This window comes from Nocardioides marmoriginsengisoli, from assembly GCF_003725695.1.
Classification (GTDB): Bacteria; Actinomycetota; Actinomycetes; order Propionibacteriales; family Nocardioidaceae; genus Marmoricola; species Marmoricola marmoriginsengisoli.
The window spans coordinates 649,306-673,700 of record NZ_RJSE01000003.1 but is presented as its reverse complement, the minus strand read 5'-3'; the positions used below and the strand labels follow the sequence as shown (position 1 = coordinate 673,700).

Here is a 24,395-nt window from a genome sequence, read left to right as displayed (position 1 = left end):
CTCCGATGACCGATCAGCCGGAGGTCTACGGCCTGACCTGGCCCGGCAAGCGCGCCGCCGCGGCGTCGGCCGAGGAGCCGACCACGGCGACGCTGCAGGCCCTCGCCGGAGAGTCGGTCGACCCGCGGAGCACCGCCAACCTGTTCATCGCCGGGGACAACCTGGAGGCCCTCAAGCTGCTGCGGACCTCGCACGCCGGACAGGTCAAGCTGATCTACGTCGACCCGCCGTACAACACCGGCAGTGAGTTCATCTACGCCGACAAGTTCGCCGGGCACGCGGCCTGGCTGAGCATGATGTACCCGCGGCTGCTGCTCGCCCGCGACCTGCTCCGCGAGGACGGCGTCGGCTTCGTCAGCATCGACGGCAACCAGGTCGCCCAGCTCCAGATCCTGCTGGCCGAGGTCTTCGGCGAGGAGAACGTGGTCGCGACGATCGTCTGGGTGAGCAACCTCAAGGGCCGCCAGCTCGGTGACGGCGGGCCGGCCGGCACCCACGAGTACATCCTCTGCTTCGCCCGCGACCGGAAGCGGATCGGTGCGTTCCGGGGGTCCGCCGCCGAGCTCAAGGCGCTGATGCCCGCCGTCTACAAGGGGCCGGCGTACGAGGTGAAGGAGGACGCGAAGGGTCCGTACGTCACCAAGAACGAGCTCTACAACACCAACTCGAAGTTCAACGACCGGACGGCGCCGTCGATGGTGTTCCGGATCCACTACAACCCGTCGACCGCCGAGGTGCGGATCACCGACCTGGACGACGAGACGACGTACCCGGGCTTCCTGGTGGCGATGCCGCACCCCAACGCGCGGCCGGGGCTCGCCTGGCACGCCTGGCGGTGGAGCCGGGCGAAGATCCTCGCCGAGCACGACGAGCTCGAGTTCGAGGTGACCGGCGAGACCTTCCGGGTGCGGACCAAGATCCGCGACGTCGACGGGATGACGCTCAAGGACCTGGTGATCGGACCGTCCACCGCCACCGCGCAGACGGACCTGGAGGAGCTCGGCCTGCGGCGCGCCTTCGAGACGCCCAAGCCGGTCGCACTGCTGGAGCTGCTGATCGGTGCCTGCACCTCGGGGGACGACCTGGTGCTGGACTTCTTCGCCGGCTCGGCGACCACGGCGCACGCCGTACTGGCGCGCAACCACCGGGACGGGGGAGGGCGGCGCTTCGTGATGGTGCAGCTCGACGAGGAGTGCGCGTCGACCTCGGCCGCGGCCGAGGAGGGGTTCGCGACGATCGACGCGATCGGACGCGAGCGGGTACGGCGGGCCGGGGCTGCCCTGCGTGCCGACGGGTTCGCGGGCGACGTCGGGTTCAAGGCGCTGCGGGTCAGGAGCTAGCGGCGCTCGCTCGCAACCAGTCCGCGGTCGCCTCGTCGGCCGGGAAGAACGACTCGATCACCAGCTCGGCCACGGTCACGTCCAGCGGGGTCCCGAAGGTGGCGACCGTGCTGAGCAGCGCAAGGTCGGTGTCGCCGATCCGCAGCCGCAGCGGCACCACGACCTCGCCGGGCCCGTGCACCTCCTCCTCCGCTTGGTCGCAGGGATAGCCCTCGAGCTCGGTGAGGAGGTCGGCGAGCTCGTGATCCGCGGTGAGGGCTACCTGGCGGCGCAGCCGGCTGAGCAGGTGGCTGCGCCACTCGCCGTGGTTGAGGATGTTCGGGGTGATGCCGTCCGGGTGCAGGCTCAGCCGGAGCACGTTGACGGGGGGCGTGAGCAGCTCGGGCGCGACGCCGCCGATCAGCAGCAGCAGGCTGTCGTTGGCCTCGACCAGGTTCCACCAGCGATCGACGACCAGGGCCGGGTACGGGTTGTGCCCGGCCAGCAGCCGGCGGAGCGTCTCGCGGACGGCCAGCATCTGCGGCGAGTGCAGCGAGCTCTCCGGGAAGACCGGCGCGAACCCCGCGGAGAGCAGCAGCTGGTTGCGGTCGCGCAGCGGTACGTCGAGGTGGTCGGCCAGGTGCAGCACCATCTCCCGGCTCGGCTTCGACCGCCCGGTCTCCACGAAGCTGAGGTGCCGGGTGGAGACGTCGACCTGCGAGGACAGCTCCAGCTGGCTGAGGTGCCGGCGCTGGCGCCAGGTGCGGAGCAGGTCACCGCAGGTCGCGGGTGTGTCCGGTGGGGTGCGCAGGGCCGTCATACCGACCGAAGGTAGTCGAGGCCCGTCGTGCCAACCATGACCTGGCAGGTAATCGACGCGCCGACGCTCTGCCCGCACGCTGATGCCTCCACTACTCACTGGAGGTAACGATGCTCAACCTTGCTCTTCGACTCGACGTCCTCGCATCCGGCGGTCTCGGACTGCTGCTGCTCGTGCTGACCGGGCCGGCCGAGGACGAGCTCGGGATGCCGGTCGGCTTCACCGTCGGCGCCGCCCTGGTGATGATCGGCTGGGCCGGCTTCGTCGCCTGGGTCTCGGCACGTCCTTCGCGCGGACTGGTCACCGAGGTCGTCGCCCTCAACCTCGTGTACGTCGCCGCGAGCGTCCTGGTCGCGGTCAGCGGCTGGGTCGACCTCACCGACCTCGGCGTGGCGTTCGTGCTGCTGCAGGGACTCGCGGTACTCGGGCTGACGGTCTGGCAGTTCCTGGGCCTGCGCACGGGCGACCCGGTCGCAGCATGAGCGACCTGGACGACGGGGCCCGGGCCTGGATCGACCTGGTCGTCGCCGGTTCGCCGGTCGCCAAGGCCCTAGGGGTCGAGGTGGTCGCCGCTGAGGTCGACCGGGTCCGGGTCCGGGTGCCGTACGACGACGGGCTGACGACCGTGCCGGAGACGGTCCACGGCGGGGTGATCGCGACCTTGATCGACATCGCCGGTGCGGCCTCGTCCGCGTCCGGGCTCACGGCGGGCGACGGTGCGACCGGGGGAGCGACTTCGCACCTCTCGGTCACCTACCTGGCGCCGGCCCGGGGTGATCTCGAGGCGGTGGCGACGGTCGTGCACCGGTCTCGTTCGATGAGCCAGAGCGACGTCGCGGTCCGGGCCGTCGGGGGAGACCTGGTCGCCGTCGGGCAGGTGACCAGCCGGGTCTTCCACTGAGCGTGCCTCTCGTTCGCCGTCCACAGGGTGCCTTCGAGGGGAGTTCTCCACAGGTCCGGCCCGAGCCGCCGCGAGTGCCTCGAACGTGTGTTCGACTAGGTGCCTTGTCGAAGGGAGGCGCTCGTGAGCATGGATCACCAGGATCCAGATCTGTCGGTCCATCCGGTCCGGGTCTGCGCTGCCGTTTGCACCCAGGCCCTGAAGGACGTGGCGGACGTGCCGGTCGAGTTCCTGAGCGCGCAGGACAAAGCGGAGGCGCTGCTGGAGATGGCCGCGGTCGACGACCTGATGGCGTCCCTGCGGTGCCGGTTGCTGGCCGCCTCCGACGATGTGGCGGCCGTGGACGGGGCTCGGGATGCGGGCGCGTGGTTGGCGCACCGGGCTTTGACCGATCCGGGCCCGCGGCAGGCAGATCTGCGGCTGGGGGAGGCAGTGCGGCGCTGGGTGCGGGTCGGGGATGCGTGGGCGCACGGTGCCGTGAACCGCGGGCAGGCCCGGGTGATCGCGGACGCGTTGGACGCTCTGCCACCGGGACTGGACCCGGAGATCGTGGCACGTGCTGAGGAGCACCTGATCGCGCTGGCCGGTCAGTTCGCCCCCAAGCAGCTGCGGGTGCTGGGTCGCAGGATCCTGGACGTGGTCGCCCCGGAGGTCGGTGAGGCTCAGGAAGCGCGAGAGCTGGAGGCCGAGGAGTCCCGCGCGCGGGACGTCGCGTCGCTCCGGTTCCGGCCGGCCGGGGACGGACGGACCCGGATCGAGGCGATCGTCCCGGACGTGGTGGCGCACCGGCTGCGGACCTGTCTCGACGCCTTCACGTCGCCCCGCCAGGACGCTGTTCCCGGCGCTGGCCGGGAGGGGAGTGGCGGCGTCGAGCGCGACCGGATCTCGCCGGACCGCAAGCGCGGGCAGGCCTTCTGCGCATTGCTCGAGGCGATCGACCCGCAGCGGTCACCGCTGCACGGCGGCGACGCGACGACGGTCTTCGTGAGTGTCACGCTGGAGGCGTTGCGCAGCGAGCTGGCCGCGGCGGACGTCATCGGTGCCGATGACGAGCGGATCAGTGCGTCGCAGGCTCGTCGGTTGGCGTGCACGGCGAAGGTCGTCCCGGTGGTTCTCGGCGCAAGGTCGGAGATCTTGGACCTGGGGCGAAGCTCACGGTTGTTCTCACCAGCGCAACGCAAGGCGATGCGCCTGCGGGACCGCCGATGCCGGGCACGGGGGTGCACCGTCCCGGCGCCCTGGTGCGAGGCCCATCACCGACATCCCTGGTCCGCCGGCGGGTCCACGGACCTCGCCGACGGGCGACTGCTCTGCAGCTTCCACCACCACCGAGCTCACGATTCCCGGTACGAGACGACCGAGGAGGCGAACGGCGATGTCGGCTTCCACCGGAGGACCTAGGCGTGTCAGCTCCCGAAGGCGGGCTTCTCCTTGGCGAGGAATGCGCGGACGCCCTCGGCGAAGTCAGTGCCGGTGTACACCTCGGCGAGCAGTTCCTTGTCGGAGTCGGGCTCCGCCTCGAGCAGGGTGGCGCGGGCGGTCAGCTGGGCCTTGGTGGCGCGCAGGGTGACTCCGGAGGCGTGCAGGAGCCCGTCGACGACGGCGTTCACCTCGGCGTCGAGGTCCGCGACCACGGCCATGACCGCGCCGACTGCGTAGGCACGGTCGGCCGAGGTCAGCCGGGAGGTCAGCAGCATCTCGCGGGTGAGGGACTCGCCGAACACGGTGGCGCACCGGTAGACGATCGACGCTGACAGGGCGTTGCCCAGGGTCCGGGCGATCGGGTAGCCGAACCGTGACTCCGGGGTGGCGATCCGGAGGTCGCAGTGGGTGGCGACGGCCAGGCCGCCGCCGACGCAGACGCCCTCGACGGCCGCGATCGTGACCTGGGGGAGCTCGAAGAGGGCGACCAGCAGCTCGCGGATACTCTCCTCGTAGGCCACCGCGTCCCGGTCGAGGAAGTCCGAAATCTCGTTGCCGGCGGCGAACGCCTTGCCACCGGCGCCGCGGAGGACCAGCACGCGTGTCGAGGTGTCCGTGCTCAGCTCGTCGCAGAGCTCGCGCATCCCGGCGTACATGGCGCTGGTGAACGCGTTGCGGCGCTCGGGGCGGTTGAAGACCACCTCGACCACGCCGTCGCGCCGCTGGACCTGGAGCTCGTCGGTAGTCACCGGGTCAGACTAGGCAACGCGGTACGGCACGATGCGCCTGGCCCTCCGATGCCGCCGACCTCTCCTATGCTGCCGGGCATGGAACCGTCCGCGGCGATCGTCGAGCTGATCGCGGCGTGGGAGGACTGCGGGATCTCTAGTGGGGCTCCGGGTGGCGACGTCGATCCTGGTGAGATCTTCCGGGCCGCGGTGGCGGCACTCCTGCGCGCGGCCTTCGTCGATCTCGCGGAGCGGCGCGGGACGGTGCCGGCGTCGTACGAGGGGAGCCTGCTGTTCGCGCCGGACCGGTACGGCGCGCTGCCGGCCCCGTCCGCCCCGGCGTGCGCCGAGATCGATGACCTCGGCCGCCTCTACGAGAGCCTGCTCGGTCTCACCTGCCGTCGGGACGACCGCGGTCGGCTGGAGGTCGTCGCGACGGCCGGTCGCAAGCACGCCGGTGCGCACTACACCCCGCCCGACCTGGCCGCTGAGGTCGTCCGGCACGCCTTGGCCCCGCTCGTCGCCGGCCCGCGGGCGATCCTCGATCTCCGGGTCGCCGACATCGCCGCGGGCTCCGGCGCCTTCCTGCTCGCGGCGGCGCGAGACCTGGGCGGCCGTGACGGTGCGCCGTCGCTGCGCCAGATCGTCTCGACCTGCCTGTACGGCGCCGACATCGATGCGCTCGCAGTGGAGGTCGGCCGGCTCTCGCTCTGGTTGCTGGTCGGCGATCCGGACCTGCCGCTCTCGTTCCTCGACGAGCACCTGGTGGTGGGGAACGCGCTGCTGGACGACGATCGCCTGGGAACGCCGGTGGACTGGGCGGCGCTGGCACCGGCCGGGTTCGACGCCGTCGTCGGCAACCCGCCGTTCCTCGGGGTCAAGGGCATCCGGGGCGCGCTCGGCCGCGAGCTCCGCGACCACCTGGCCGGGTCGCTGCTCGACGGGGAGTCCGGGCGCTCCGACCTGGCGATCTTCTTCCTCGCTCGGGCGCGACGGCTCTCCACCGCGACGATCGGGCTGGTGCTGCCGGCGGCGATCTGGTCCGGCGACAACTACCGGTTCGGCCTGGCTCGCGCCTTCGAGGAGGGCTTTGCCTGCTACCGCGCGGAGACCTCGCGCCCGTGGCCCTCGGACGCCGGTGTCCGGATCGCGTTGACGTGGCTCTCCCGGATCCCGGCCGGCCGGCCGTTGCTGGACGGCGTACCGGTCGACCGGATCCCGGCGACGCGTGCGCGGGACGCGTCGCGATCAGCAGGCCCGCCGCCGTGGATGCCGCACGGCTTCCAGGCCTCGATCGTCCTGGGCAAGTCGTTGCTGCTGACCCGGGACGAAGCCGCCGCGATGATCGGTGAGGACTCCCGGGCGGAACGCTGGATCCGGGAGTACCTCAGCGGCGACGACCTGGTCTCCACGCCCGGACCTTCCAGTTCCCGGTGCGTGCTCGACCTGGCCGGGGCGGACCTGGACGACCTGCTCGCGATCCCGCCGATCGCGCGCCGGCTCCGCGCCGTCCGGACCGAGCGCGACGGGCAGCTCGGCAAGTACCCGCAGCTCGCCGGCCGCTGGTGGACGTTCCTCAACCGCGTCGACCGCCTGTACGACGAGCTGGCCGGCTTCTCGGAGGTGATCGCGTTCTCGAAGCACGCGAAGTACACCTGGCCGGTGCTGGTCGGTACCGGTCCGGTCTTCAGCAACGGCGCGATCGTCTACCCGACCGACGACCGCGCCGTCTACGGATTCCTCGCCTCGACGCCGCACCGGATCTGGGCGACGGAGGAAGGGGGGTCGCGGCTGAACCAGAGCCATCGCTACAACCCGTCGCGGCTGCTGCGGACCTACCCGTTCCCCGACTCGATCGCCTCTGTCCGCGGGCCCGGGGAGGAACTGGCCGCGGCGATGTCCGCCGCCCGGGACGAGCTCGGGGTCGGCGTCACCGAGGTCCTCAACCGGGTGCACGGCGCCGACCGTGCTGCCACGTCGATCGAGCGGATCAGGCGCGCGATCACGGAGGTGGATGCCGCGGTGCTCGCCGTCCACGGGCTGACCGGGATGACCGATCCTGCCGGGATCAGGTCGGCCCTTGTGGATTGCGCCAGCGAGCGGGCCGCGTTCCGCTCCAAGATTCTCCGATGAGCATTCGACGCCCGCCCTACGACCAGCAGCCGATCGACTCCGACGCCGCGCTCACCGCACGCTGGGACTCCTACCTGGAGCCGGAGCCGTTCCGGTTCCGGGCGCTGTGGCTGCTCTTCATCGACCCCGCGGGTCGCCCGGCCGGGCCGGTGATCACGATCGACGACGTCCCGGACGGGCCGTACGACATGAGCAGCGACGACCTGGTCACCCTCTGCCGCAACATCCTCGACGGGCCGGGCGGAGGCGGCCCGGACGGAGGCGGCTCGGTCGCGCTGCTGATGTCGCGGACGGGAGTCGGGCCGTGGACCGTCAGCGACCGGGCCTGGGGGCGGTTCCTGCAGCGCGCCGCCGACGAGATCGGCGGACGGCAGTGGCCGGTGCACCGGGCGCACCGCCGGACGCTGGAGGAGTTCGTGCTCCCGGAGCGGGCCGGGAGTCTTGCGCCCGGCGGCAGCCAGGAGCACGCTTCCTAGTAGGGGAGAACCGAAGGAGTCCGAGATGTCCCTCACCAGTAGCAGCGTCGCCGTCATGCTTCCGATCAGCGATCCCGATCGCGCCCGCGAGTTCTACTCCGACCGTCTCGGCCTTCCCTACGAAGGAACCAACAGCGAGCAGAGCCTGCTCTACCGACTGGCCAGCGGCGCCCAGCTGGTGTTGCTGCCCCGTCCTGACCAGGAGCCGTCGCCGAGCACCGCGCTGAGCTTCGAGGTGGCCGACATCGAGGCCGAGGTCGCAGCGCTCGAGGGCCGCGGTGTCGCCTTCGACGACTACGACCTCCCCGACCTCAAGACCGTCGACCACGTCTGCGTGATGGCGAGCGAGAAGGCCGCCTGGTTCCGGGACCCGCACGGCAACGTGCTCTGCATGCACCAGAACCTCTGAGGTCACCCCGTTCTGGGGCACCCTCTGGGGCACAATCGACGCATGGCAGGAAGTCTCCTCTCCTACAAGTCCGACGGCTCGATCCTGTCCATCCACTCGAAGGGCTCGATCCTCTCGATCGGCAGCATCGGCTCGTTCGCGTCGATCGGGTCGATCGGGTCGTTCGGTTCGGTGCTCTCGATCGGGTCATTCCTCAGCGCCCTGTCTGCGCTGTCCGGGACCTCGCTCGGGTCGGTGATGTCCTGGCGCAGCCGCCGCGGGGTGATGGCGGCCTCAGGTCGGGATTGCCCGGACGCTGGCTGCTGCCCGGGCCAGCAGTAGCTCCTGCTCGCTGGTGTTCCTGGTGAGCGCCGCCGCCGCCTGGAACGCCTCGGCCGCCTCGGCGTGCCGTCCGGCCCGGGAGAGCAGGTCGCCGCGGACGCTCGGCACCAGGTGCGATCCGGGCAGCGCGTCCGCGGGCAGCTCCTCGAGGACGGCGAGCCCGGCGCCGGGGTCGAACGCGCGTCCGTGCGCGACCGCTCGGTTGATCTCGACGATCGGGCCTGGCGCGGCCTGGGCCAGGACGTCGTACAGGATCGCGATCGCGCGCCAGTCCGTCTCCTCCGGTGTCTGCGCGCGGGCGTGCCGGGACGCGATCGCGGCCTGCAGGTAGTACTTGCCGACGGCGGCCCCGCGCGCCGCGAGCAGCTCGGCGCGTTCCAGGGCGGCGAGGCCACGGCGGATCAGCAGCTGGTCCCAGAGCGCACGGTCCTGGTCCTCCAGCAGGATCGCCCGGCCGTCCGCCCCGGTCCGGGCCGCGGTCCGGGACGCCTGCAGCTCCAGGAGCGCCTGCAGGCCGTGCGTCTCGGTCACCTCGGGCATCAGCTCGGCCAGCATCCGGGCCAGCCGGATCGCCTCGTTGGTCAGCTCCGGGCGCATCCAGTCGTTGCCGGCGGTGGCGGTGTACCCCTCGTTGAAGATCAGGTAGATCACGGCCATCACGTCGTCCAGGCGGCGCAGTCGCTCCTCGCCGACCGGGAGCTCGAACTCCGCCTTGGCCTCGGCGAGGCTCTTCTTCGCCCGCGAGACCCGCTGCCCCATCGTCGACTCGCTGGTCAGGAACCCGCGGGCGATCTCGGCGGTGGTCAGACCGCCGACCAGGCGCAGGGTGAGCGCCGCGCGGGACTCCGGGGTCAGGTTCGGGTGGCAGGACAGGAAGATCAGCCGGAGGACGTCGTCCTCGATGAAGTCGACCTGGGAGTCGAGGTCGGGCATGCCGTCCTCCTCCCTGAGGTCGTGGCGCAGCACGTCGGTCTTCTTGCGCAGCGTGTCCGCGCGCCGGAAGTGGTCGATGCCACGCCGCTTCGCGGTGGTCATCAACCAGGCTGCGGGGTTGCTCGGCACCCCCGCCGCGGGCCACTGCTCCAGGGCGGCGACCAGGGCGTCCTGGGCCAGGTCCTCGGCCAGCTCGACGTCCCGGGTCATCCGGGTGAGGGCGCCGACGAGGCGGGCCGATTCGGCCCGCCACGCGGCGGTGATCGCGTCAGCGGTTGTGGTCTCTGCAGGCACGGAGCCAGCGTAGGACCACCACCGGTGCGTCAGGCGTCAGCAGCCTCGGGCGCCTCGTCCGAGATCTGCCGCAGGGTCGCGACCATCGAGCACTCCGGCCAGTACTTCGCGTGCAGGTCGGCGAACTCCTGCTGACCGGCGATGGCCTCCTCGAGGCTGTCGTACTGCAGGATCGCGAACCCGCCGACGACCTCCTTGGCCTCGGCGTACGGACCGTCGACCCGGGTGGTCTCGCCCTTGCGGACGACGAAGTTCACCGCGTCCTCGGTGCCGTAGAGGCCACCACCGTCGAGGAACGTCCCCTTGGCGGCCTGCTCACCGATGTAGGTGTCCATGGCGTCGAAAAGTGCCTGCGGCGGCGCTCCGATGCCCTCTTCCATCTTCACGAAACCCATGAAACGAGGCATGTTGATCAGTCCTTCTGGTTGGTGGGGTTGCTGTTCTGACCATCCGTCGAACGGGTCATGCGCCTTTCGACATCGCTCCCAAACATTTCTTCAGACCTCGTAGAGATACCTGCTCGTCGGCACCAGGTCCAGCCCGTCTCCGGCACCGAACCGGGCCACGCTGGTCATCAGCCGGGTGATCCGCCGGTCGAGCTCGGCGTCGTCACCGCCGCTGCCGTAGAACGCGTGCACGTCGGTCATCCCGGCCATCAGGAACAGCTCCTCGACGATCGCGGAGATCTCCGGCGCGCCCGGGGTCAGCGCCTCCTCGACGACGTTCTGGATGTAGCCGAAGGTGTGCTGCGTCTCCGAGGCGATGGCGGTGTGGTCGCCGAGCCAGATCTCCAGGTACCGCTCGCGGCTCATCCCCTCGGGACGGCGCAGGACGGCGATGTTCGCGAGCGCGTCGGCCCGTACGCCGGGCGTCACCACCGGCGGCTCGACCGGCCGGCGCTCGGTGACCCGGTAGACGTGCGGGTCCTCGGCGAGGCCGGCCAGCACCGCGAGGGTGGCGTCGGCGTCGTCGGTCCAGACCGTGACGAACCCGGTGATCGGCTCGCCGGGCCCGAACCGCATCGCCGGGGCCACCGCGGCGTCGTCGACGTTCACCTGGAGCGCGGTCGCTCCGGCGCCTGCGAGGCGCCGGTGCAGGGCAGGGTCGTGCAGCGCCGTTGCGGCCTTGGGTCCGTGCAGGGCGGCGATGAGCTTGGTCACCTGCGAAAACTAGCCCAAGGTGCCGAGATCGTCCGGCACGTCGACGGAGTGCTCCTGCAGCCAGGTCAGCGGGACCAGCTCGAGGGCGCGCTCGCTGGTGGCGGCCAGCACGACCGGCGCAGCCACCCCGTCGGCGTAGGCCTGCTGCCAGCGCACCGTCACCACGCACCAGCGGTCGCCGGGGACCAGACCCGGGAAGCGCCATTCCGGGTGCGGGGTGGAGAGATCGTTGCCGACGGCCTTCTGGTGCTCCAGGAACTCGGCGGTCATCACCGCGCAGACCGCGTGCAGCCCGACGTCCTCGGGACCGCAGGTACAGGTGCCGTCGCGGTGGAACCCGGTCACCGGATCGGTCCCGCACGGTTCCAGCGGTCCGCCCAGCACGTTGCGTTCAGCCATAGGACGAGCCTGCCAGAGTTCGCCTGACGTTTGGTGTCCCGTCAATCACGGTGGCGGGGAATGCCTACCGGCCGGGGGGCATTATGGAGACGTGAGCCGCAAACTTCCGTTCCTGGCCGCAGTCGTGGGTGCGACCGCCGTCCTCGTCTCCCCGGTCACCAACGCGACCCGGGGACTGCGTCGCTCCATGGGCGCGAACCCGACCGGTTTCGACAGCCCGCAGTGGCGGGACGGTTCGTTCCAGAACCGGCTGCCCTCGGCGATGCTGGAGACCGGCAACCAGGGCTCGATGGCGGTCGACTTCGCCCGCAAGGGCGACATCGGGCGGCCGGCCCGGGCAGTGCCGCTGGTCACCCCGGAGCTTCCGGCCACCGCGGCCGACCTCGCCGCGACCTGGCTCGGGCACGCCACGGTGCTGCTCGAGGTCGGCGGGCACTGGGTCCTCACCGACCCGGTCTGGAGCGACCGGGTGTCGCCGTCCGCCACCGTCGGCCCGAAGCGCAGCCACCCGGTCCCGATGCAGCTGGCCGAGCTCCCGGAGCTGTCCGCGGTGCTGATCTCGCACGACCACTACGACCACCTCGACACCGCCACGATCGACTGGCTGGTGGAGAACCAGACGATGCCGATCGTCGTACCGCTCGGCATCGGTGCGCATCTGCGCGCCTGGGGTGTGCCGGAGGACCGGATCGTCGAGCTGGACTGGGACGAGTCCTACCGGCTGGACGACCTGGTGCTGACCTGCACCGAGGCCCGGCACTTCTCCGGCCGCGGCTTCACCCGCAACAAGACCCTCTGGTCCTCGTGGGTCGTGGCGGCCGGTGCGGGCGACTCCCGGCGCGCGGTCTTCTTCGGCGGGGACACCGGCTACACGCCGGCCTTCGCCGACATCGGGGAGGCGCACGGACCGTTCGACCTGACCGTGCTGCCGATCGGCGCGTACGACGCCCGCTGGTCCGATATCCACATGAACCCGGCCGAAGCGGTGCAGACCCACCTCGACGTCGACGGCGAGCTGCTGCTGCCGATCCACTGGGGCACCTTCGACCTGGCCTTCCACGCCTGGTCCGCACCCGTGGAGTGGCTGGCGACCGAGGCGGAGGAGCGCGGCGTCCGGCTGGCTCTGCCGCGTCCCGGCGAGCGCTTCGACGCCGCGAGCGTGCCGGCGGACCGCTGGTGGCGACAGGCGGCGGCGAACGGCACTAGATTGCCTGCATGACAGATCAGACCCCGCCGCCGATCGACCCTCCCTCCGACCCGACCGCGCCGCAGCCGCCGCCGCCGGCGTACGGCGCACCGGCGCCCGGTCAGGTCCCGCCCCCGCCGCCGTACGGCGCCGTTCCGGTCAACCCGTACGGCGCTCCGCCGGTCGCGTACGGCGCCCCCGGCTACGGCCAGATCGGCAAGGTCCGGTCGACCGGTACCTCGATCCTGCTGTTCATCGTCACCCTGGGGATCTACGGGTACGTCTGGTGGTGGAAGACCCATGACGAGATGAAGAACCACACCGGTCAGGGCCTCGGCGGTCCGATCGCGTTCATCATCGCGTTCCTGATCTCGCCGGTGGCCGCGTTCCTGACCTCCGACGAGGTCGGCAAGCTCTACGAGCGTCGCGGTCAGGCGAAGCCGGTCTCGGCGATCACCGGACTCTGGTACTTCCCCGGCATGTTGCTGCTGGTGCTGCCGATCGTCTGGTTCGTGAAGACCAACGGCGCGCTCAACGACTACTGGAAGTCGCTCGGCGCCCAAGGCTGAGCAGCCGGCTCGGAACTGTCCTTGCGCTTGCGTAGGGTTGGCCTGACATGAGCATGCAGTTTCCGATCCCCGGCCTCCCGTCCGTCGAAGCCGCGGACGTCCCGCCCGAGCAGTCGCAGAAGCGGCGGCGTCCGAGCCGGGACGAGCTGCTTGAGGGCTTGAACGAACCGCAGTGGCGCGCCGTCGTCCACGAGGGCGCGCCGCTGCTGGTCGTTGCCGGTGCCGGCTCCGGGAAGACCCGGGTGCTGACCCGGCGGATCGCCTGGCTGATCTCGGAGCGCAACGCGCACCCGGGATCGGTGCTGGCGATCACCTTCACCAACAAGGCCGCCGCCGAGATGCGCGAGCGCGTCGAGGAGCTGGTCGGCGGCCGCGCCAAGATCATGTGGGTCAGCACCTTCCACTCCGCGTGCGTCCGGATCCTGCGCAAGGAATCGGCCAACCTCGGCTTCAAGTCGAACTTCACGATCTACGACGCCGCCGACTCCAAGCGGCTGATGACGCTGGTCTGCCGCGACCTGGACCTGGACGTCAAGCGCTACCAGCCGCGGGCGATCCTGAACTGGATCTCGAACGCCAAGAACGAGCTGCAGGACGCGGACGAGGCGGCGCGGGACGCGGAGAACGACCAGGAGCGCACCTACGCCGAGGCCTACAAGGTCTACCAGGACCGGTTGCGGCAGGCCAACGCGCTCGACTTCGACGACCTGCTGATGATGACGGTGGTGCTGTTCCGGACGTTCCGGGAGGTGCGGGAGAACTGGCGCCGCCGGTTCCGGCACGTGCTCGTCGACGAGTACCAGGACACCAACCACGCGCAGTACGCGCTGATCCACGAGCTCTGCGGCAACGCCATGGAGGACCTGCCCGACGAGCCCGGTGAGCGGGTGCCGGGCGCCGAGCTGATGGTGGTCGGCGACGCGGACCAGTCGATCTACGCCTTCCGCGGCGCCAACATCCGCAACATCATGGACTTCGAGCAGGACTTCCCGAACGCGGAGACGGTGCTGCTGGAGCAGAACTACCGCTCGACCCAGACCATCCTCACCGCGGCGAACTCGGTGATCGGCAACAACCAGGGCCGGACCCCGAAGCGGCTGTGGAGCGACGCCGGGGACGGCGCCAAGATCGTCGGGTACGTCGGCGACGACGAGCGCGACGAGGCCCGGTTCGTCGCCGAGGAGATCGACAAGCTCACCGACGAGGGGGAGGCCCGCGCGGGCGACGTGGCGGTCTTCTACCGGACCAACGCCCAGTCCCGGGTCTTCGAAGAGGTCTTCATCCGGGTCGGGATGCCCTACAAGGTCGTCGGCGGCGTCCGGTTCTACGAGCGCAAGGAGGTCCGCGACGCCCTTGCCTACCTGCGGACCCTGGTGAACCCGGCCGACCAGGTCTCGCTGCGCCGGATCCTGAACACCCCGAAGCGGGGGATCGGCGACCGGGCCGAGGCGTGCGTGGACGCGTTCGCGAGCCGGGAGCGGATCACCTTCTGGGAGGGGCTGCAGCGCGCCGCCGAGGCGCCCGGGATCGCCAGCCGGTCGCTGAACGCGATCACTGCCTTCGTCGAGATCATCGAGCAGCTCCAGCAGATGGTCGAGGCGGGGGAGCGGGTCGACGTCGTCCTGGAGCAGGCGCTGACCACCAGCGGCTACCTCAAGGAGCTCGAGGAGTCGGACGACCCGCAGGACGAGACCCGGGTCGAGAACCTCGCCGAGCTGGTCGCGGTCGCGCGCGAGTTCGCCGACGACCCCCAGCTCGGGCCGAGTGCCGACCCGGCGGACGCCGACCCGGACGCCGAGCCCGGGGACGCGCCCGCGCCGGGGCTGATCGACTTCCTGGAACGGGTCTCGCTGGTGGCCGACTCCGACCAGATCCCGGACGCGCCCGAGGGGGAGGAGGCCCCCGGGATGGTCACGATGATGACGCTGCACACCGCCAAGGGCCTGGAGTTCCCGGTCGTCTTCCTGACCGGGCTCGAGGACGGCGTGTTCCCGCACATGCGGTCCCTGGGCGACAAGCCCGAGCTGGAGGAGGAGCGCCGGCTCGCGTACGTCGGCCTCACCCGGGCCCGCCAGCGGCTCTACGTCTCCCGCGCGATCGTCCGCTCCGCCTGGGGCGCCCCGTCGCACAACCCGGCGTCCCGGTTCATCGACGAGCTGCCGGTCGACCTGGTCGACTGGCGGCGTACGGCGGCCGAGCAGACGAGCTGGGTACGTCAGGACCTCGGCAGGGGCTCAGGGGCCGCGTACTCCGGGCAGCTGACCGGCCGCGGTCGCCAGCAGATGGCGAGCCGGTTCTCCAGCGCGACCGCCAGCGCGGACGCGTCCAAGAAGGCGATGGCGGCGCGGGACATCCCGAACCTCGACCCGGGTGACCGGGTTACCCACGACACCTTCGGGCTGGGCACGGTCGTCAGCGTCGAGGGGGTGGCGGAGAAGGCGGTCGCGAGCATCGACTTCGGCGCCGACGGGGTGAAGCGGTTGCTGCTGCGGTACGCGCCGGTGGAGAAGTTGTAGCCGACGGACGGTGCCGCGCTGGTTACGGAGTAACCCCGTGGTAGATGAACGCGGGGTACGGGTCCACCGGGTCACCGCCGCCGGGGCGGACCTCGATGTGCACGTGCGGGCCGGTGACGTTGCCGGAGCTGCCGACGCGGCCGATCTGGGTGCTCTGCACGACCTTCTGGCCGACGGTGACGCCGATCTCGGACTGGTGGCAGTACCAGATCTCGGTGCCGTCGGCGAGGGTCTCGACGGTCTTGTTGCCGTACGCGCCGTCGTACCCGGTGGAGGTGATCACGCCGTTGGCGATCGCGTAGATCGGGGTCCCGCTCGGGGCGGCGAAGTCCAGGCCGGTGTGGTTGCGCGACCAGAGTCCGCTGGACTGTCCGAAGCGCGCGGTCAGGTGGTAGCCGACCGTGGGCAGCACCCAGAGGTTCTTGGCGATCTGGTCGGCGCGCTTCTGCGCCAGGCCGGCGAGCGACTGGAGCTCGGAGTTGCGCTGTTGGGCGACCTCTTCGACGGCCGCCTCGGTCTGCTTGTTGGCCGCGTCCTCGAGAGCCTGGCGCGAGGAGTCGCGGCTGATCGCGACGGAGCGGGCGTCGGCACCGGAGAAGTTGAAGGCGTCGGTGCCGCTGAAGCTGTCCGCGGCACCGGAGGAGAGCGCGAGGTTCTGGCCGGCCTGGAGCTCGCCGCCGCCGACGCCGAGGGCGCCACCAGCGGCCGCAACGATGGCGACCGCGCCGACGATGGTCGGCACGGCCGGGATCTTGCGGAACGGGTTCGCCTGGGACTGGCGTCGGGTCGCTTTGCGGCGGCCTCCGACGGGACGGGCGGCACCGCTGGGGGTCGTGTCGACCACAGCCCTCGCGGGACTGCGGTGATCCGCCCGGTGGTTGCCCATGCTGTCCTTACGTCGCGCCTTGGTGACCTCAGTCGTCGTACCGACCGGCCAAACAGTAACGGAACGGTCACAGGCTGGTGAAATCGAGGTCCCGGGGGACCTGTGACCCGTGCTTGGCGGTTGGTACCGAAGGTTAAACGATCAACCGTGGCGTGGGTCACTTTCCAAAATAGTAGGGGGCCCTACGAAATGGTGTTCCGGGGCGATAGCCTCATCCCCATGTTGCGGATCGTTGTCGCCAAGCCCGGGCTGGACGGGCACGACCGAGGTGCGAAGGTGGTGGCCCGGGCACTGCGGGACGCCGGGCACGAGGTGATCTACACCGGCCTGCACCAGACGCCCGAGCAGATCGTCGAGACGGCGATCCAGGAGGACGCCGACCTGATCGGACTCTCGGTGCTCTCCGGCGCGCACATGACCCAGTTCCGCCGACTCGTCGAGCTCCTCGCCGAGCGCGACTCCAGTGACATCGTGGTCTTCGGCGGCGGCATCGTCCCCGACGAGGACCTGCCGGCGCTGACCGAGCTGGGCGTGGCGAAGATCTTCACCCCCGGCGCGACCACCAGCGAGATCACCGACTGGGTGGCGGAGCAGTTCCCCGAAGAATGAGGGAACCCGTCAGTAACGTGCGCGGGGTCACTGTCCACCTCGCGGCCTGGAATCGCTAACCCGTCGTCAACGGGTTTATGGTGCTCGATGCGTCTCGATCTCGGTCAGACCGAGGATCCGGGCGCATCACAGACATCTAGTGGATGGGTAAAACCGTGGATCTGATGGAGTACCAGGCGAAGGAGCTCTTCGCCAAGCATGGCGTGACCACGACCCTCGGGGTCGTCGTCGAGACCGCCGACGAGGCCAAGGCCGCTGCGGAGCAGCTCGGCGGGGTCACCGTCGTCAAGGCCCAGGTCAAGGCCGGCGGTCGCGGCAAGGCCGGCGGCGTCAAGCTCGCCAAGACGGCGGACGAGGCCTTCGAGCACGCCTCCAACATCCTCGGCATGGAGATCAAGGGCCTCACGGTGAACCGTGTCCTGGTCACCCCGGCCACCCCGCCGGTGGAGGAGTACTACTTCTCCTTCCTGCTGGACCGGTCCAACCGCTCCTACCTCTGCATCGCGAGCGTCGAGGGCGGTGTCGAGATCGAGGAGGTCGCGAAGACCAACCCGGACGCCGTCCGGCAGATCCCGATCAACGCGCTCGAGGGCGTGACCGCCGAGAAGGCCGCCTTCATCGTCGACGACGCCAAGTTCCCGGCGGAGCTGCGCGACCAGGCGATCGAGATGGTCCAGAAGCTGTGGGAGGTGTTCATCGAGGAGGACGCCACCCTGGTCGAGGTGAACCCGCTGGCCCGGCTCGAGGGCGACAAGCTCGAGGCGCTGGACGGCAAGGTCTCGCTCGACGAGAACGCCGAGTTCCGGCACGAGGACCACGCCTCCTTCGAGATCCGCGAAGAGGCGGACCCGCTGGAGTCGAAGGCCAAGGACAAGGGCCTCAACTACGTCAAGCTCGACGGCGAGATCGGCATCATCGGAAACGGCGCCGGCCTGGTCATGTCGACCCTGGACGTCGTCGCGTACGCCGGTGAGAACCACGGCGGCGTGAAGCCGGCGAACTTCCTGGACATCGGCGGCGGCGCGAACGCGCAGGTGATGGCCGACGGTCTCGACGTGATCCTCAACGACCCGCAGGTGAAGTCGGTGTTCGTGAACGTCTTCGGCGGCATCACCGCGTGCGACGAGGTCGCGAACGGCATCGTCGGCGCCCTCGGCATCCTCGGCGACGCGGCCACCAAGCCGCTGGTCGTCCGCCTCGACGGCAACAACGTCGAGGAGGGTCGTCGCATCCTGAACGAGGCCAACCACCCGCTGGTGACCCTCGTCGAGACCATGGACGGTGCGGCCGACAAGGCCGCCGAGCTGGCGAACGCCTGAGAAGGACTGACTAACACATGGCTATCTACCTGAACTCAGACAGCAAGATCATCGTCCAGGGCATGACCGGCGGGATGGGTGCCAAGCACACCACCCTGATGGTCGAGTCCGGCGCGAACATCGTGGGCGGCGTCAACGCCCGCAAGGCCGGCACCACGGTCAACCTCGGTGGCAAGGACCTCCCGGTCTTCGCCGACGTCGCCCAGGCGATGAAGGAGACCGGCGCCAACGTCTCGGTCGCGTTCGTGCCGCCGGCGTTCACCAAGGACGCGGCGATCGAGGCGATCGACGCCGAGATCCCGCTGCTGGTGGTCATCACCGAGGGCGTCCCGGTCCAGGACAGCGCCGAGGTCTTCGCGTACCTCGACGGCAAGAGCACCCGGATGATCGGCCCCAACTGCCCCGGGATCATCTCCCCGGAGCAGTCGCTGGCCGGTATCACCCCGCACACCATCGCGGGCGCCGGTCCGATCGGCCTGGTCTCGAAGTCCGGCACGCTGACCTACCAGATGATGCACGAGCTGCGTGACTTCGGCTTCACCACCGCGATCGGCATCGGCGGCGACCCGGTCATCGGTACGACGCACATCGACGCCCTGGAGGCGTTCGAGAACGACCCCGACACCAAGGCGATCGTGATGATCGGCGAGATCGGCGGCGACGCCGAGGAGCGTGCGGCGGCGTACATCAAGGAGCACGTGACCAAGCCGGTCGTCGGCTACGTCGCCGGCTTCACCGCCCCGGAGGGCAAGACCATGGGCCACGCCGGCGCCATCGTCTCGGGCTCCTCGGGCACCGCCCAGGCGAAGAAGGAGGCCCTCGAGGCCGCCGGGGTCAAGGTCGGCAAGACGCCGTCCGAGACCGCGGAGCTGATGCGGGAGATCCTGAAGGGGCTCGGTCTCTGAGCCGGCAGCAGCACTGACAGCTGTGCCACGAAGGCCCCCGGGTTCGCCCGGGGGCCTTCGTCGTGCCGGGGCCCGGCTCAGGGGCGGGTCCCGGAGACGACGAGCATCTCGCACGGACCGGTGAAGCCGTCCGGTCCCTCGAACTGGCCGAGGGCCTCCGCGATCTCGCTCCAGGCCGCTGCCCGCGCGGTCTCGTCGACGCCGGAGAGCATCTGGTGCAGGGCTCCGAACGACTCCTGCTCGAAGCGCACGCACTCGGCCGCGCTCGGCAGCCGCACCGGTGAGACCACGGTCGTGACGCCCACCTCGGTCAGACCGGCGCGCTCGTACGCCGCGGCGGCGACGCCAGGCCCGCCGAGGCTGAACGGGCCGGGGAGCCCGGGTCCGGGAGCGGGAAGCCCGGCGATCCGCCGGATGATCCCGACCGGGATCGAGAAGAAGCCGTTGCGGTCCGGCGTGGAGTACACCACCGCGGAGATCCGGCCGCCGGGGCGGACCGCCCGGCACATCTCGCTCAGCGCCCGGTGCTGGTCGGGGAAGTAGATCAGGCCGACCCGGGAGATCGCGGCGTCGAAGGTCCCGGCCGGGACGGCGCCGAGATCCTCGCCGTCGGCCTCGAGCACCGCGACGTTGTCCAGGCCGGCCGCCGAGGCCGACCCGAGGGCGTACTCGAGGATCGCGGGCGAGATGTCGGTCGCCAGCACGTGGCCGGTCGGCCCGGCGCGCCGTGCCGCGGCGAGCGTCTGCCCGCCGGCGCCGGCGGCGACGTCGAGGACGCGGGTGCCCGCCTGGACGCCGGCGTCGTCCAGCATCTGCTCGGTGGCTGCGCCGAGCCAGTCCTCGATGGCGGGCCCCCACCGGTTCCAGGCCTCGGCGGCGGTCTCCCACTGGGTCCTGGTCGTCGCCTTGAAGGCGATCGGGTCGAAGGTTGTGGTCATGGTTCCTCCTCGGATCGACGGTGACTCCGAGCGTCCGGCACGGCCGGGGCGGGCTCCAGGGCAAGAACTGGACCTGGGCGGGACAATTTCTGGACTTGGCCGGGGGCCGCGCGCACAATCGGACGATGAAGGAGTACGCCCAGTACTGCCCGGTCGCGCTGGCCAGCTCGGTGTTCGCCGAACGCTGGACCCCGCTGATCATTCGTGAGCTCGTCATCGGCGGGCGCCGCTTCAACGAGATCGACCGCGGTCTTCCGGGCATCTCCCGATCACTGCTCAAGCAACGCCTGGACCACCTCGAGCGCAAGGGCGTCGTCGAGCGGGTCGAGCTGCCGCAGGGGCACGAGTACCAGCTGACCCCGGCCGGGCGCGATCTCGAAGGCGTGATCATGGCGGTGGGCGAGTGGGCCGTGCGCTGGATGTTCAGCGAGCCCGAACCGCGCGAGGTCGATCCGGTCACGCTGACCTGGTGGATGTCGCGGCGGCTCGTCGTCGAGACGTTGCCCGAGCGGCGCACGGTCATCCAGTTCGACTACACCGGAGCGGACCCGACCCGGATCTGGATGGTGATCGAGCGCCGGGAGAGCTCGGTGTGCACCGACCCGCCGGGCTTCGACTCCGACCTCGTCGTCAGCACGGACCCGGTGACCCTGATGAGGGTCTTCTCCGGGATCATCCGCTATCCCCAGGCGCTCGGAGAGGGCACCATCACCGTGAACGGACCACCCGGGCTCGCGCGGGCACTGCCGCAGTGGTTCGCGTGGAGCCCGTTCGCGCCCGCGGTGCGCGAGCGGCTCGGTCTCGACGCCTGAGCCGACCTCAGGTGACGGCGTTGCGCTCGGCGTACTCGGGCGCCAGGTGCTCAGCCCATCGGGGCGTCGGGGCCGGGCAGCGGCGACGGGGAGTGCGACTGGATCTCGCCTTCGGTCACCGCCCGGCGGGTGCCGGAGACCTCCCGCAGGCTGCCGCTACGGCGGCGGTCGTGGCGCCAGGCGACGAGCATCACCAGCGCGATCACGGCCAGCACGATCATCCAGAACACCAGGGCGCCTCCTCGGTGGGGACCTCCAGCATGCGGTCCGGAGGACCTCCTGGCAATCAGGTGACGGCGTTGCGCTCGGCGTACTCGGGCGCCAGGTGCTCCGCACCCGCCAGTACGGCGACCAGGTGCTCGACCGCGTCGTGCACGTCGGCGTGGCTCAGGTAGAGCGGGGTGAAGCCGAACCGGGCGATGCCGGGGGCGGCGCCGTCGTCGCGGAAGTCGCCGATCACGCCGCGGGCGATCAGTGCCTGGACGATGCCATAGGCGTGCTCGTGACGGAAGGAGACCTGGCTGCCGCGGCGGGCGTGGTCGCGGGGGGTGACGATCTCCAGCTCCGGCAGCCGCTCGTCGAGCAGCCGGAGGAAGAGGTCGGTCAGGGACAGCGACGCCGCCCGGAGCTCCTCGACGGTGACCCCGTCGAACGCCTCCAGGGCGGTCTCCAGGGCGGACAGCGCGAGGACCGGGTGCGTCCCGGACGCCCAGCCCGTCATCCCGTCGGCGACGGCGAAGTCGCGGGTCATCGCGAACGGGCTGGCGTGTCCCATCCAGCCGGTGATCGGCTGACGGGCGTCGGCCTGCAACCCGGGGGAGACCCAGGTGAACGCCGGGGCGCCCGGCCCGCCGTTGAGGTACTTGTAGGTGCAGCCCACCGCGAAGTCGGCGCCGGAGCCCTCCAGGTCGACCGGGACGGCGCCGGCGGAGTGGCACAGGTCCCACTGGACCAGGGCGCCGCGGGCCTGCGCCGCGGCGGTGATCGCGGCCATGTCGTACATCGCGCCGGTCCGGAAGTCGACGTGCGTCAGGGTCAGCAGCGCGACGTCCTCGTCGACGGCCGCGACTGGATCGGCCGGGTCGCACCAGCGGAGCTCCAGGCCGAGCAGGTCGGCCACCCCGGCGGCGATGTAGCCGTCGGTGGGGAAGGTGGACGGCTCGACCACGATCACCCGCCGGCCGGGACGTAGCCGGGCTGCGGCCACCATCGTCTTGAAGAGCGACACGCTGGTCGAGTCGCCGACGTGCAGGTCCGCTCCTCGGGCCCCCACCAGGGGCGCGATCCGGGCCGCGATCCGGCCGACCAGCTCCATCCAGCGAGCGTCGTTCCAGGAGCGGATCAGGCCGGTGCCCCACTCGCCCTCCACCACGCCGGCCAACCGCGCGGCCACCCCGGCCGGGAGGGCGCCGAGCGAGTTGCCGTCCAGGTAGATCACGCCCTCGGGCAGGACGAACCGGGCCCGGGTGTGGCGCAGCGGGGAGGACTCGTCCAGGGCTACGGCGTCGGTGCGGGTGCTGGTCATCGGCGTACCTCGTGCAGGCGGTCCCGGGCCCGGGCCAGCAGCAGCCCGAACGTCGGCTGGTCGACGTCGTACTTCTTCACCGGGGTGAGCAGCAGCTGGGCGACGTTCGGACCGACCCGGACGATGCCGATCCAGTACATGACCTCGGGCTTGCTCGGGCTGACCTGGTTGCCCAGCCGCCAGAGCGCGAAGGACTGGTCGCGGGAGCGGTTGGTCCGGATCAGCTGCTGGGTCACGGTGCTGCCCAGCTCCTTGTCCGGGCAGGCCTTCATCCGGGCGATCACCTGGTCGGTGAACTTGGCGGCCTGCCGGTTCGTGGCGAAGGTGCCGATCGTCTCGGTCAGGCCGAACCGCGACGGCAGCCCCGCCTTCAGGATCACGAACGAGCGGCTGGTCGGCTTGGTCGCGCCGCTCGCCGCGAAGTTGGCGCGGTCGCAGGTGGTCGCCGCCGGGTTCCGGGTGGCGTCGGTCGCCGCGGTGCCGGACCAGGCCGCGCGGACCCCGGGCACCACCGGCAGGTCGGCGATGGCGAGCATGCCGGGCGCTTCCCCGGACGGCGGCGGGAGGGTCCTGGTGGTGCGGACGGCGCTGACGCAGGTGCCGGCGACCTTGGAGGTGCACAGGTCGGTCACCGAGGCCGCCAGGGTCGACGACATCGAGGTCGCCGCCGCGGGAGCCGGGGTCGCGGTCTCGAGCACGGTCGAGGTGGTCAGCGACCCGGTCCGGGCCAGGGCGATCACGAACGAGCGGTCCTTGGCGCCGGGGATTCGCATCCGGAGGACCTGGGCCTGGTCGCCGACACCGGTGACCGTGTAGGCGTCGACCAGCTGGATCCGCGCCACCTTGCAGCCGGCGTACCAGCCGAGGGTGGTGTCGTAGGCCTGCTTCGCGGCGCCGGGGGAGTTCGAGATCTCCACGGTCTGCACCAGCTTGCGGGGTGCGGCCCCGGCGGCGTCGTACTTGCGGACCCAGGTGCCGAGGCCGTTGGTGTCGGCGAACTGGGCGGTCTGGCACATCGTGTTGATGCCCTTGCCAACGGTGTTGTTGTCGGTGCTGGTCAGCCGCCAGGGCGTCTTCGGCGACAGCGGCGCCACCTGGGCCGGGGTCAGCAGCATCTTCTTGCTGACCAGGGCGCCCTGCCGCGGCGGTGCCTCGGCCGGGGCGCTCACCGCCACGAAGGCGCCGGCGGCGACGGTCGTCGCGGCGAGCAGGATCGAACCGACCACGGCATGATTGCGCCGGCGGCGCAGGCCGTTGCGGCGGACGATCGAGGGCCGCGGCAGCTTGACGTTCTCGGTGGCCGCCTCGAGGTGGGCCAGGTGCGCGCCGACCTCGTCGTCGGTGCAGTCCAGCGCGGCCGTGACGGCGGCCGTCGCGGTGTCGAAGAGCTCGTCGAGCCGGGGCAGGGTGTGGCCGAGCTCGCGGGCGATCTCCGGCAGGCCCAGCTCGGAGAGATGGGTGAGCACGAGTACCCGGCGCTGGGCGTCCGGCAGCTTGTGCAGCGCCTCCAGGGTCGCGGCCTGATCGGCGTCCAGGTGCCGTTCCCGGTGGATCGGGCGGGCCGCGCGCCGGCGCTGCGCCGCCGCCCACGCCTTCGGCCGGATCCAGGACTCGGGGTCCTCGAGGCGCCCGACCTTCTCCCAGTGGTGACGGGCGGCCACGTAGGCGTCGCGCACCGCGTTCCGGGAGGCCGGGAGGTCGCCGGTCAGCGCGAACGTCTGGACGACGAGTCCGCGGCGGGTGGTGACGTAGAACTCGTCGAATTCCTCGGCAGTTGGCATGACAGGTCGAGATTACGCGACCGAAGTTCGTCAC

General features: G+C 70.9%; 26 protein-coding genes. 15 read left to right on the top strand and 11 right to left on the bottom strand.

What is annotated here, in order from left to right:
* The first annotated feature begins 5 nt into the window (after positions 1–5).
* A complete protein-coding gene (locus EFK50_RS05250; RefSeq protein WP_123226469.1) occupies positions 6–1,340 on the top strand; it encodes a site-specific DNA-methyltransferase in 1,335 nt (444 codons plus the stop codon).
* Here EFK50_RS05250 and EFK50_RS05245 read toward each other — a convergent pair.
* The gene (locus tag EFK50_RS05245) at positions 1,330–2,139 is read right to left on the bottom strand and encodes a helix-turn-helix domain-containing protein (RefSeq protein WP_123226468.1); all 810 of its coding nucleotides are present in this window, start codon (positions 2,137–2,139) and stop codon (positions 1,330–1,332) included. The two genes, EFK50_RS05250 and EFK50_RS05245, sit on opposite strands and share 11 nt — an antisense overlap.
* Positions 2,140–2,249: 110 nt before the next feature.
* Between EFK50_RS05245 and EFK50_RS05240 the strand changes: the two genes are divergently transcribed.
* The 3 genes from EFK50_RS05240 (at position 2,250) to EFK50_RS05230 (ending at position 4,441) form a co-directional block, all read left to right on the top strand.
* Complete coding sequence (locus tag EFK50_RS05240) at positions 2,250–2,621, top strand: hypothetical protein (protein ID WP_123226467.1); 372 nt, start codon at positions 2,250–2,252, stop codon at positions 2,619–2,621.
* A complete protein-coding gene (locus tag EFK50_RS05235; RefSeq protein WP_123226466.1) occupies positions 2,618–3,040 on the top strand; it encodes a PaaI family thioesterase in 423 nt (140 codons plus the stop codon). The genes EFK50_RS05240 and EFK50_RS05235 overlap by 4 nt, the downstream gene beginning before the upstream one ends.
* Before the next feature lie 129 nt (positions 3,041–3,169).
* Entirely contained in the window at positions 3,170–4,441 is a 1,272-nt protein-coding gene (locus tag EFK50_RS05230) for an HNH endonuclease signature motif containing protein (RefSeq protein ID WP_246004053.1), read from the top strand.
* Positions 4,442–4,446: 5 nt separating this feature from the next.
* Here EFK50_RS05230 and EFK50_RS05225 read toward each other — a convergent pair whose 3' ends face one another.
* Positions 4,447–5,211 (bottom strand): enoyl-CoA hydratase-related protein, encoded by a 765-nt coding sequence (locus tag EFK50_RS05225; RefSeq protein WP_123226464.1) that lies wholly within the window; start codon positions 5,209–5,211, stop codon positions 4,447–4,449.
* A 78-nt stretch (positions 5,212–5,289) separates the two neighbouring features.
* Between EFK50_RS05225 and EFK50_RS05220 the strand changes: the two genes are divergently transcribed.
* The 4 genes from EFK50_RS05220 to EFK50_RS05205 are packed head-to-tail and all read left to right on the top strand — an operon-like array spanning position 5,290 to position 8,529.
* Positions 5,290–7,323 (top strand): Eco57I restriction-modification methylase domain-containing protein, encoded by a 2,034-nt coding sequence (locus EFK50_RS05220; RefSeq protein ID WP_183407689.1) that lies wholly within the window; start codon positions 5,290–5,292, stop codon positions 7,321–7,323.
* Positions 7,320–7,799 (top strand): hypothetical protein, encoded by a 480-nt coding sequence (locus EFK50_RS05215; protein ID WP_123226462.1) that lies wholly within the window; start codon positions 7,320–7,322, stop codon positions 7,797–7,799. The genes EFK50_RS05220 and EFK50_RS05215 overlap by 4 nt, the downstream gene beginning before the upstream one ends.
* Before the next feature lie 25 nt (positions 7,800–7,824).
* Positions 7,825–8,208, top strand: a complete 384-nt coding sequence (locus EFK50_RS05210) for a VOC family protein (RefSeq protein ID WP_123226461.1) — start codon at positions 7,825–7,827, stop codon at positions 8,206–8,208.
* A 42-nt stretch (positions 8,209–8,250) separates the two neighbouring features.
* On the top strand, positions 8,251–8,529 hold the full coding sequence (locus tag EFK50_RS05205) for a hypothetical protein (RefSeq protein ID WP_123226460.1): 279 nt from the start codon (positions 8,251–8,253) through the stop codon (positions 8,527–8,529).
* Here EFK50_RS05205 and EFK50_RS05200 read toward each other — a convergent pair.
* From EFK50_RS05200 to EFK50_RS05185, 4 genes are all read right to left on the bottom strand, one after another.
* Entirely contained in the window at positions 8,482–9,756 is a 1,275-nt protein-coding gene (locus EFK50_RS05200) for an RNA polymerase sigma factor (RefSeq protein WP_123226459.1), read from the bottom strand. The genes EFK50_RS05205 and EFK50_RS05200 overlap by 48 nt on opposite strands.
* Positions 9,757–9,785: 29 nt before the next feature.
* Entirely contained in the window at positions 9,786–10,163 is a 378-nt protein-coding gene (locus EFK50_RS05195; RefSeq protein WP_123226458.1) for a YciI family protein, read from the bottom strand.
* Positions 10,164–10,253: 90 nt separating this feature from the next.
* Positions 10,254–10,916, bottom strand: coding sequence for a hypothetical protein (locus EFK50_RS05190; RefSeq protein WP_123226457.1), 663 nt, complete (start codon positions 10,914–10,916; stop codon positions 10,254–10,256).
* A 9-nt stretch (positions 10,917–10,925) separates the two neighbouring features.
* Positions 10,926–11,315 carry a DUF2237 family protein gene (locus EFK50_RS05185; protein WP_123226456.1) on the bottom strand — a complete coding sequence of 130 codons (390 nt, stop codon included), beginning with the start codon at positions 11,313–11,315 and terminating at the stop codon, positions 10,926–10,928.
* A gap of 91 nt (positions 11,316–11,406) precedes the next feature.
* Between EFK50_RS05185 and EFK50_RS05180 the strand changes: the two genes are divergently transcribed.
* Genes EFK50_RS05180 through pcrA form a run of 3 tightly spaced genes read left to right on the top strand, consistent with a single transcriptional unit; the run spans position 11,407 to position 15,586 of the window.
* Positions 11,407–12,534, top strand: coding sequence for an MBL fold metallo-hydrolase (locus tag EFK50_RS05180; RefSeq protein WP_221177269.1), 1,128 nt, complete (start codon positions 11,407–11,409; stop codon positions 12,532–12,534).
* The gene (locus EFK50_RS05175) at positions 12,531–13,070 is read left to right on the top strand and encodes a DUF4234 domain-containing protein (protein ID WP_123226455.1); all 540 of its coding nucleotides are present in this window, start codon (positions 12,531–12,533) and stop codon (positions 13,068–13,070) included. Before EFK50_RS05180 ends, EFK50_RS05175 begins: the two co-directional genes overlap by 4 nt.
* Before the next feature lie 47 nt (positions 13,071–13,117).
* Complete coding sequence (gene pcrA / locus EFK50_RS05170) at positions 13,118–15,586, top strand: DNA helicase PcrA (protein ID WP_123226454.1); 2,469 nt, start codon at positions 13,118–13,120, stop codon at positions 15,584–15,586.
* 22 nt (positions 15,587–15,608) lie between these two features.
* Here the strand turns inward: pcrA and EFK50_RS05165 are convergent, their stop codons facing one another.
* A complete protein-coding gene (locus EFK50_RS05165) occupies positions 15,609–16,328 on the bottom strand; it encodes a M23 family metallopeptidase (protein WP_221177268.1) in 720 nt (239 codons plus the stop codon).
* A 363-nt stretch (positions 16,329–16,691) separates the two neighbouring features.
* On the opposite strand from EFK50_RS05165, the gene EFK50_RS05160 reads away from it, so the two are divergent.
* The 3 genes from EFK50_RS05160 (at position 16,692) to sucD (ending at position 19,305) form a co-directional block, all read left to right on the top strand.
* Positions 16,692–17,081 (top strand): cobalamin B12-binding domain-containing protein, encoded by a 390-nt coding sequence (locus EFK50_RS05160; protein ID WP_221177267.1) that lies wholly within the window; start codon positions 16,692–16,694, stop codon positions 17,079–17,081.
* Between the two features lie 155 nt (positions 17,082–17,236).
* Positions 17,237–18,400 carry an ADP-forming succinate--CoA ligase subunit beta gene (sucC, locus tag EFK50_RS05155; RefSeq protein ID WP_123226451.1) on the top strand — a complete coding sequence of 388 codons (1,164 nt, stop codon included), beginning with the start codon at positions 17,237–17,239 and terminating at the stop codon, positions 18,398–18,400.
* Between the two features lie 17 nt (positions 18,401–18,417).
* Positions 18,418–19,305, top strand: coding sequence for a succinate--CoA ligase subunit alpha (gene sucD, locus EFK50_RS05150; RefSeq protein WP_123226450.1), 888 nt, complete (start codon positions 18,418–18,420; stop codon positions 19,303–19,305).
* 77 nt (positions 19,306–19,382) lie between these two features.
* On the opposite strand, the gene EFK50_RS05145 is transcribed toward sucD, so the two are convergent.
* A complete protein-coding gene (locus EFK50_RS05145) occupies positions 19,383–20,243 on the bottom strand; it encodes a class I SAM-dependent methyltransferase (RefSeq protein ID WP_123226449.1) in 861 nt (286 codons plus the stop codon).
* A 125-nt stretch (positions 20,244–20,368) separates the two neighbouring features.
* Between EFK50_RS05145 and EFK50_RS05140 the strand changes: the two genes are divergently transcribed.
* On the top strand, positions 20,369–21,055 hold the full coding sequence (locus EFK50_RS05140; protein WP_123226448.1) for a winged helix-turn-helix transcriptional regulator: 687 nt from the start codon (positions 20,369–20,371) through the stop codon (positions 21,053–21,055).
* Between the two features lie 50 nt (positions 21,056–21,105).
* Here the strand turns inward: EFK50_RS05140 and EFK50_RS05135 are convergent, their stop codons facing one another.
* The 3 genes from EFK50_RS05135 to EFK50_RS05125 are packed head-to-tail and all read right to left on the bottom strand — an operon-like array spanning position 21,106 to position 24,361.
* A complete protein-coding gene (locus EFK50_RS05135; RefSeq protein WP_123226447.1) occupies positions 21,106–21,285 on the bottom strand; it encodes a hypothetical protein in 180 nt (59 codons plus the stop codon).
* Positions 21,286–21,341: 56 nt separating this feature from the next.
* Positions 21,342–22,580 (bottom strand): kynureninase, encoded by a 1,239-nt coding sequence (gene kynU, locus EFK50_RS05130; protein ID WP_123226446.1) that lies wholly within the window; start codon positions 22,578–22,580, stop codon positions 21,342–21,344.
* Positions 22,577–24,361 (bottom strand): SigE family RNA polymerase sigma factor, encoded by a 1,785-nt coding sequence (locus tag EFK50_RS05125; protein ID WP_123226445.1) that lies wholly within the window; start codon positions 24,359–24,361, stop codon positions 22,577–22,579. The genes kynU and EFK50_RS05125 overlap by 4 nt, the downstream gene beginning before the upstream one ends.
* Positions 24,362–24,395: the final 34 nt, after the last annotated feature.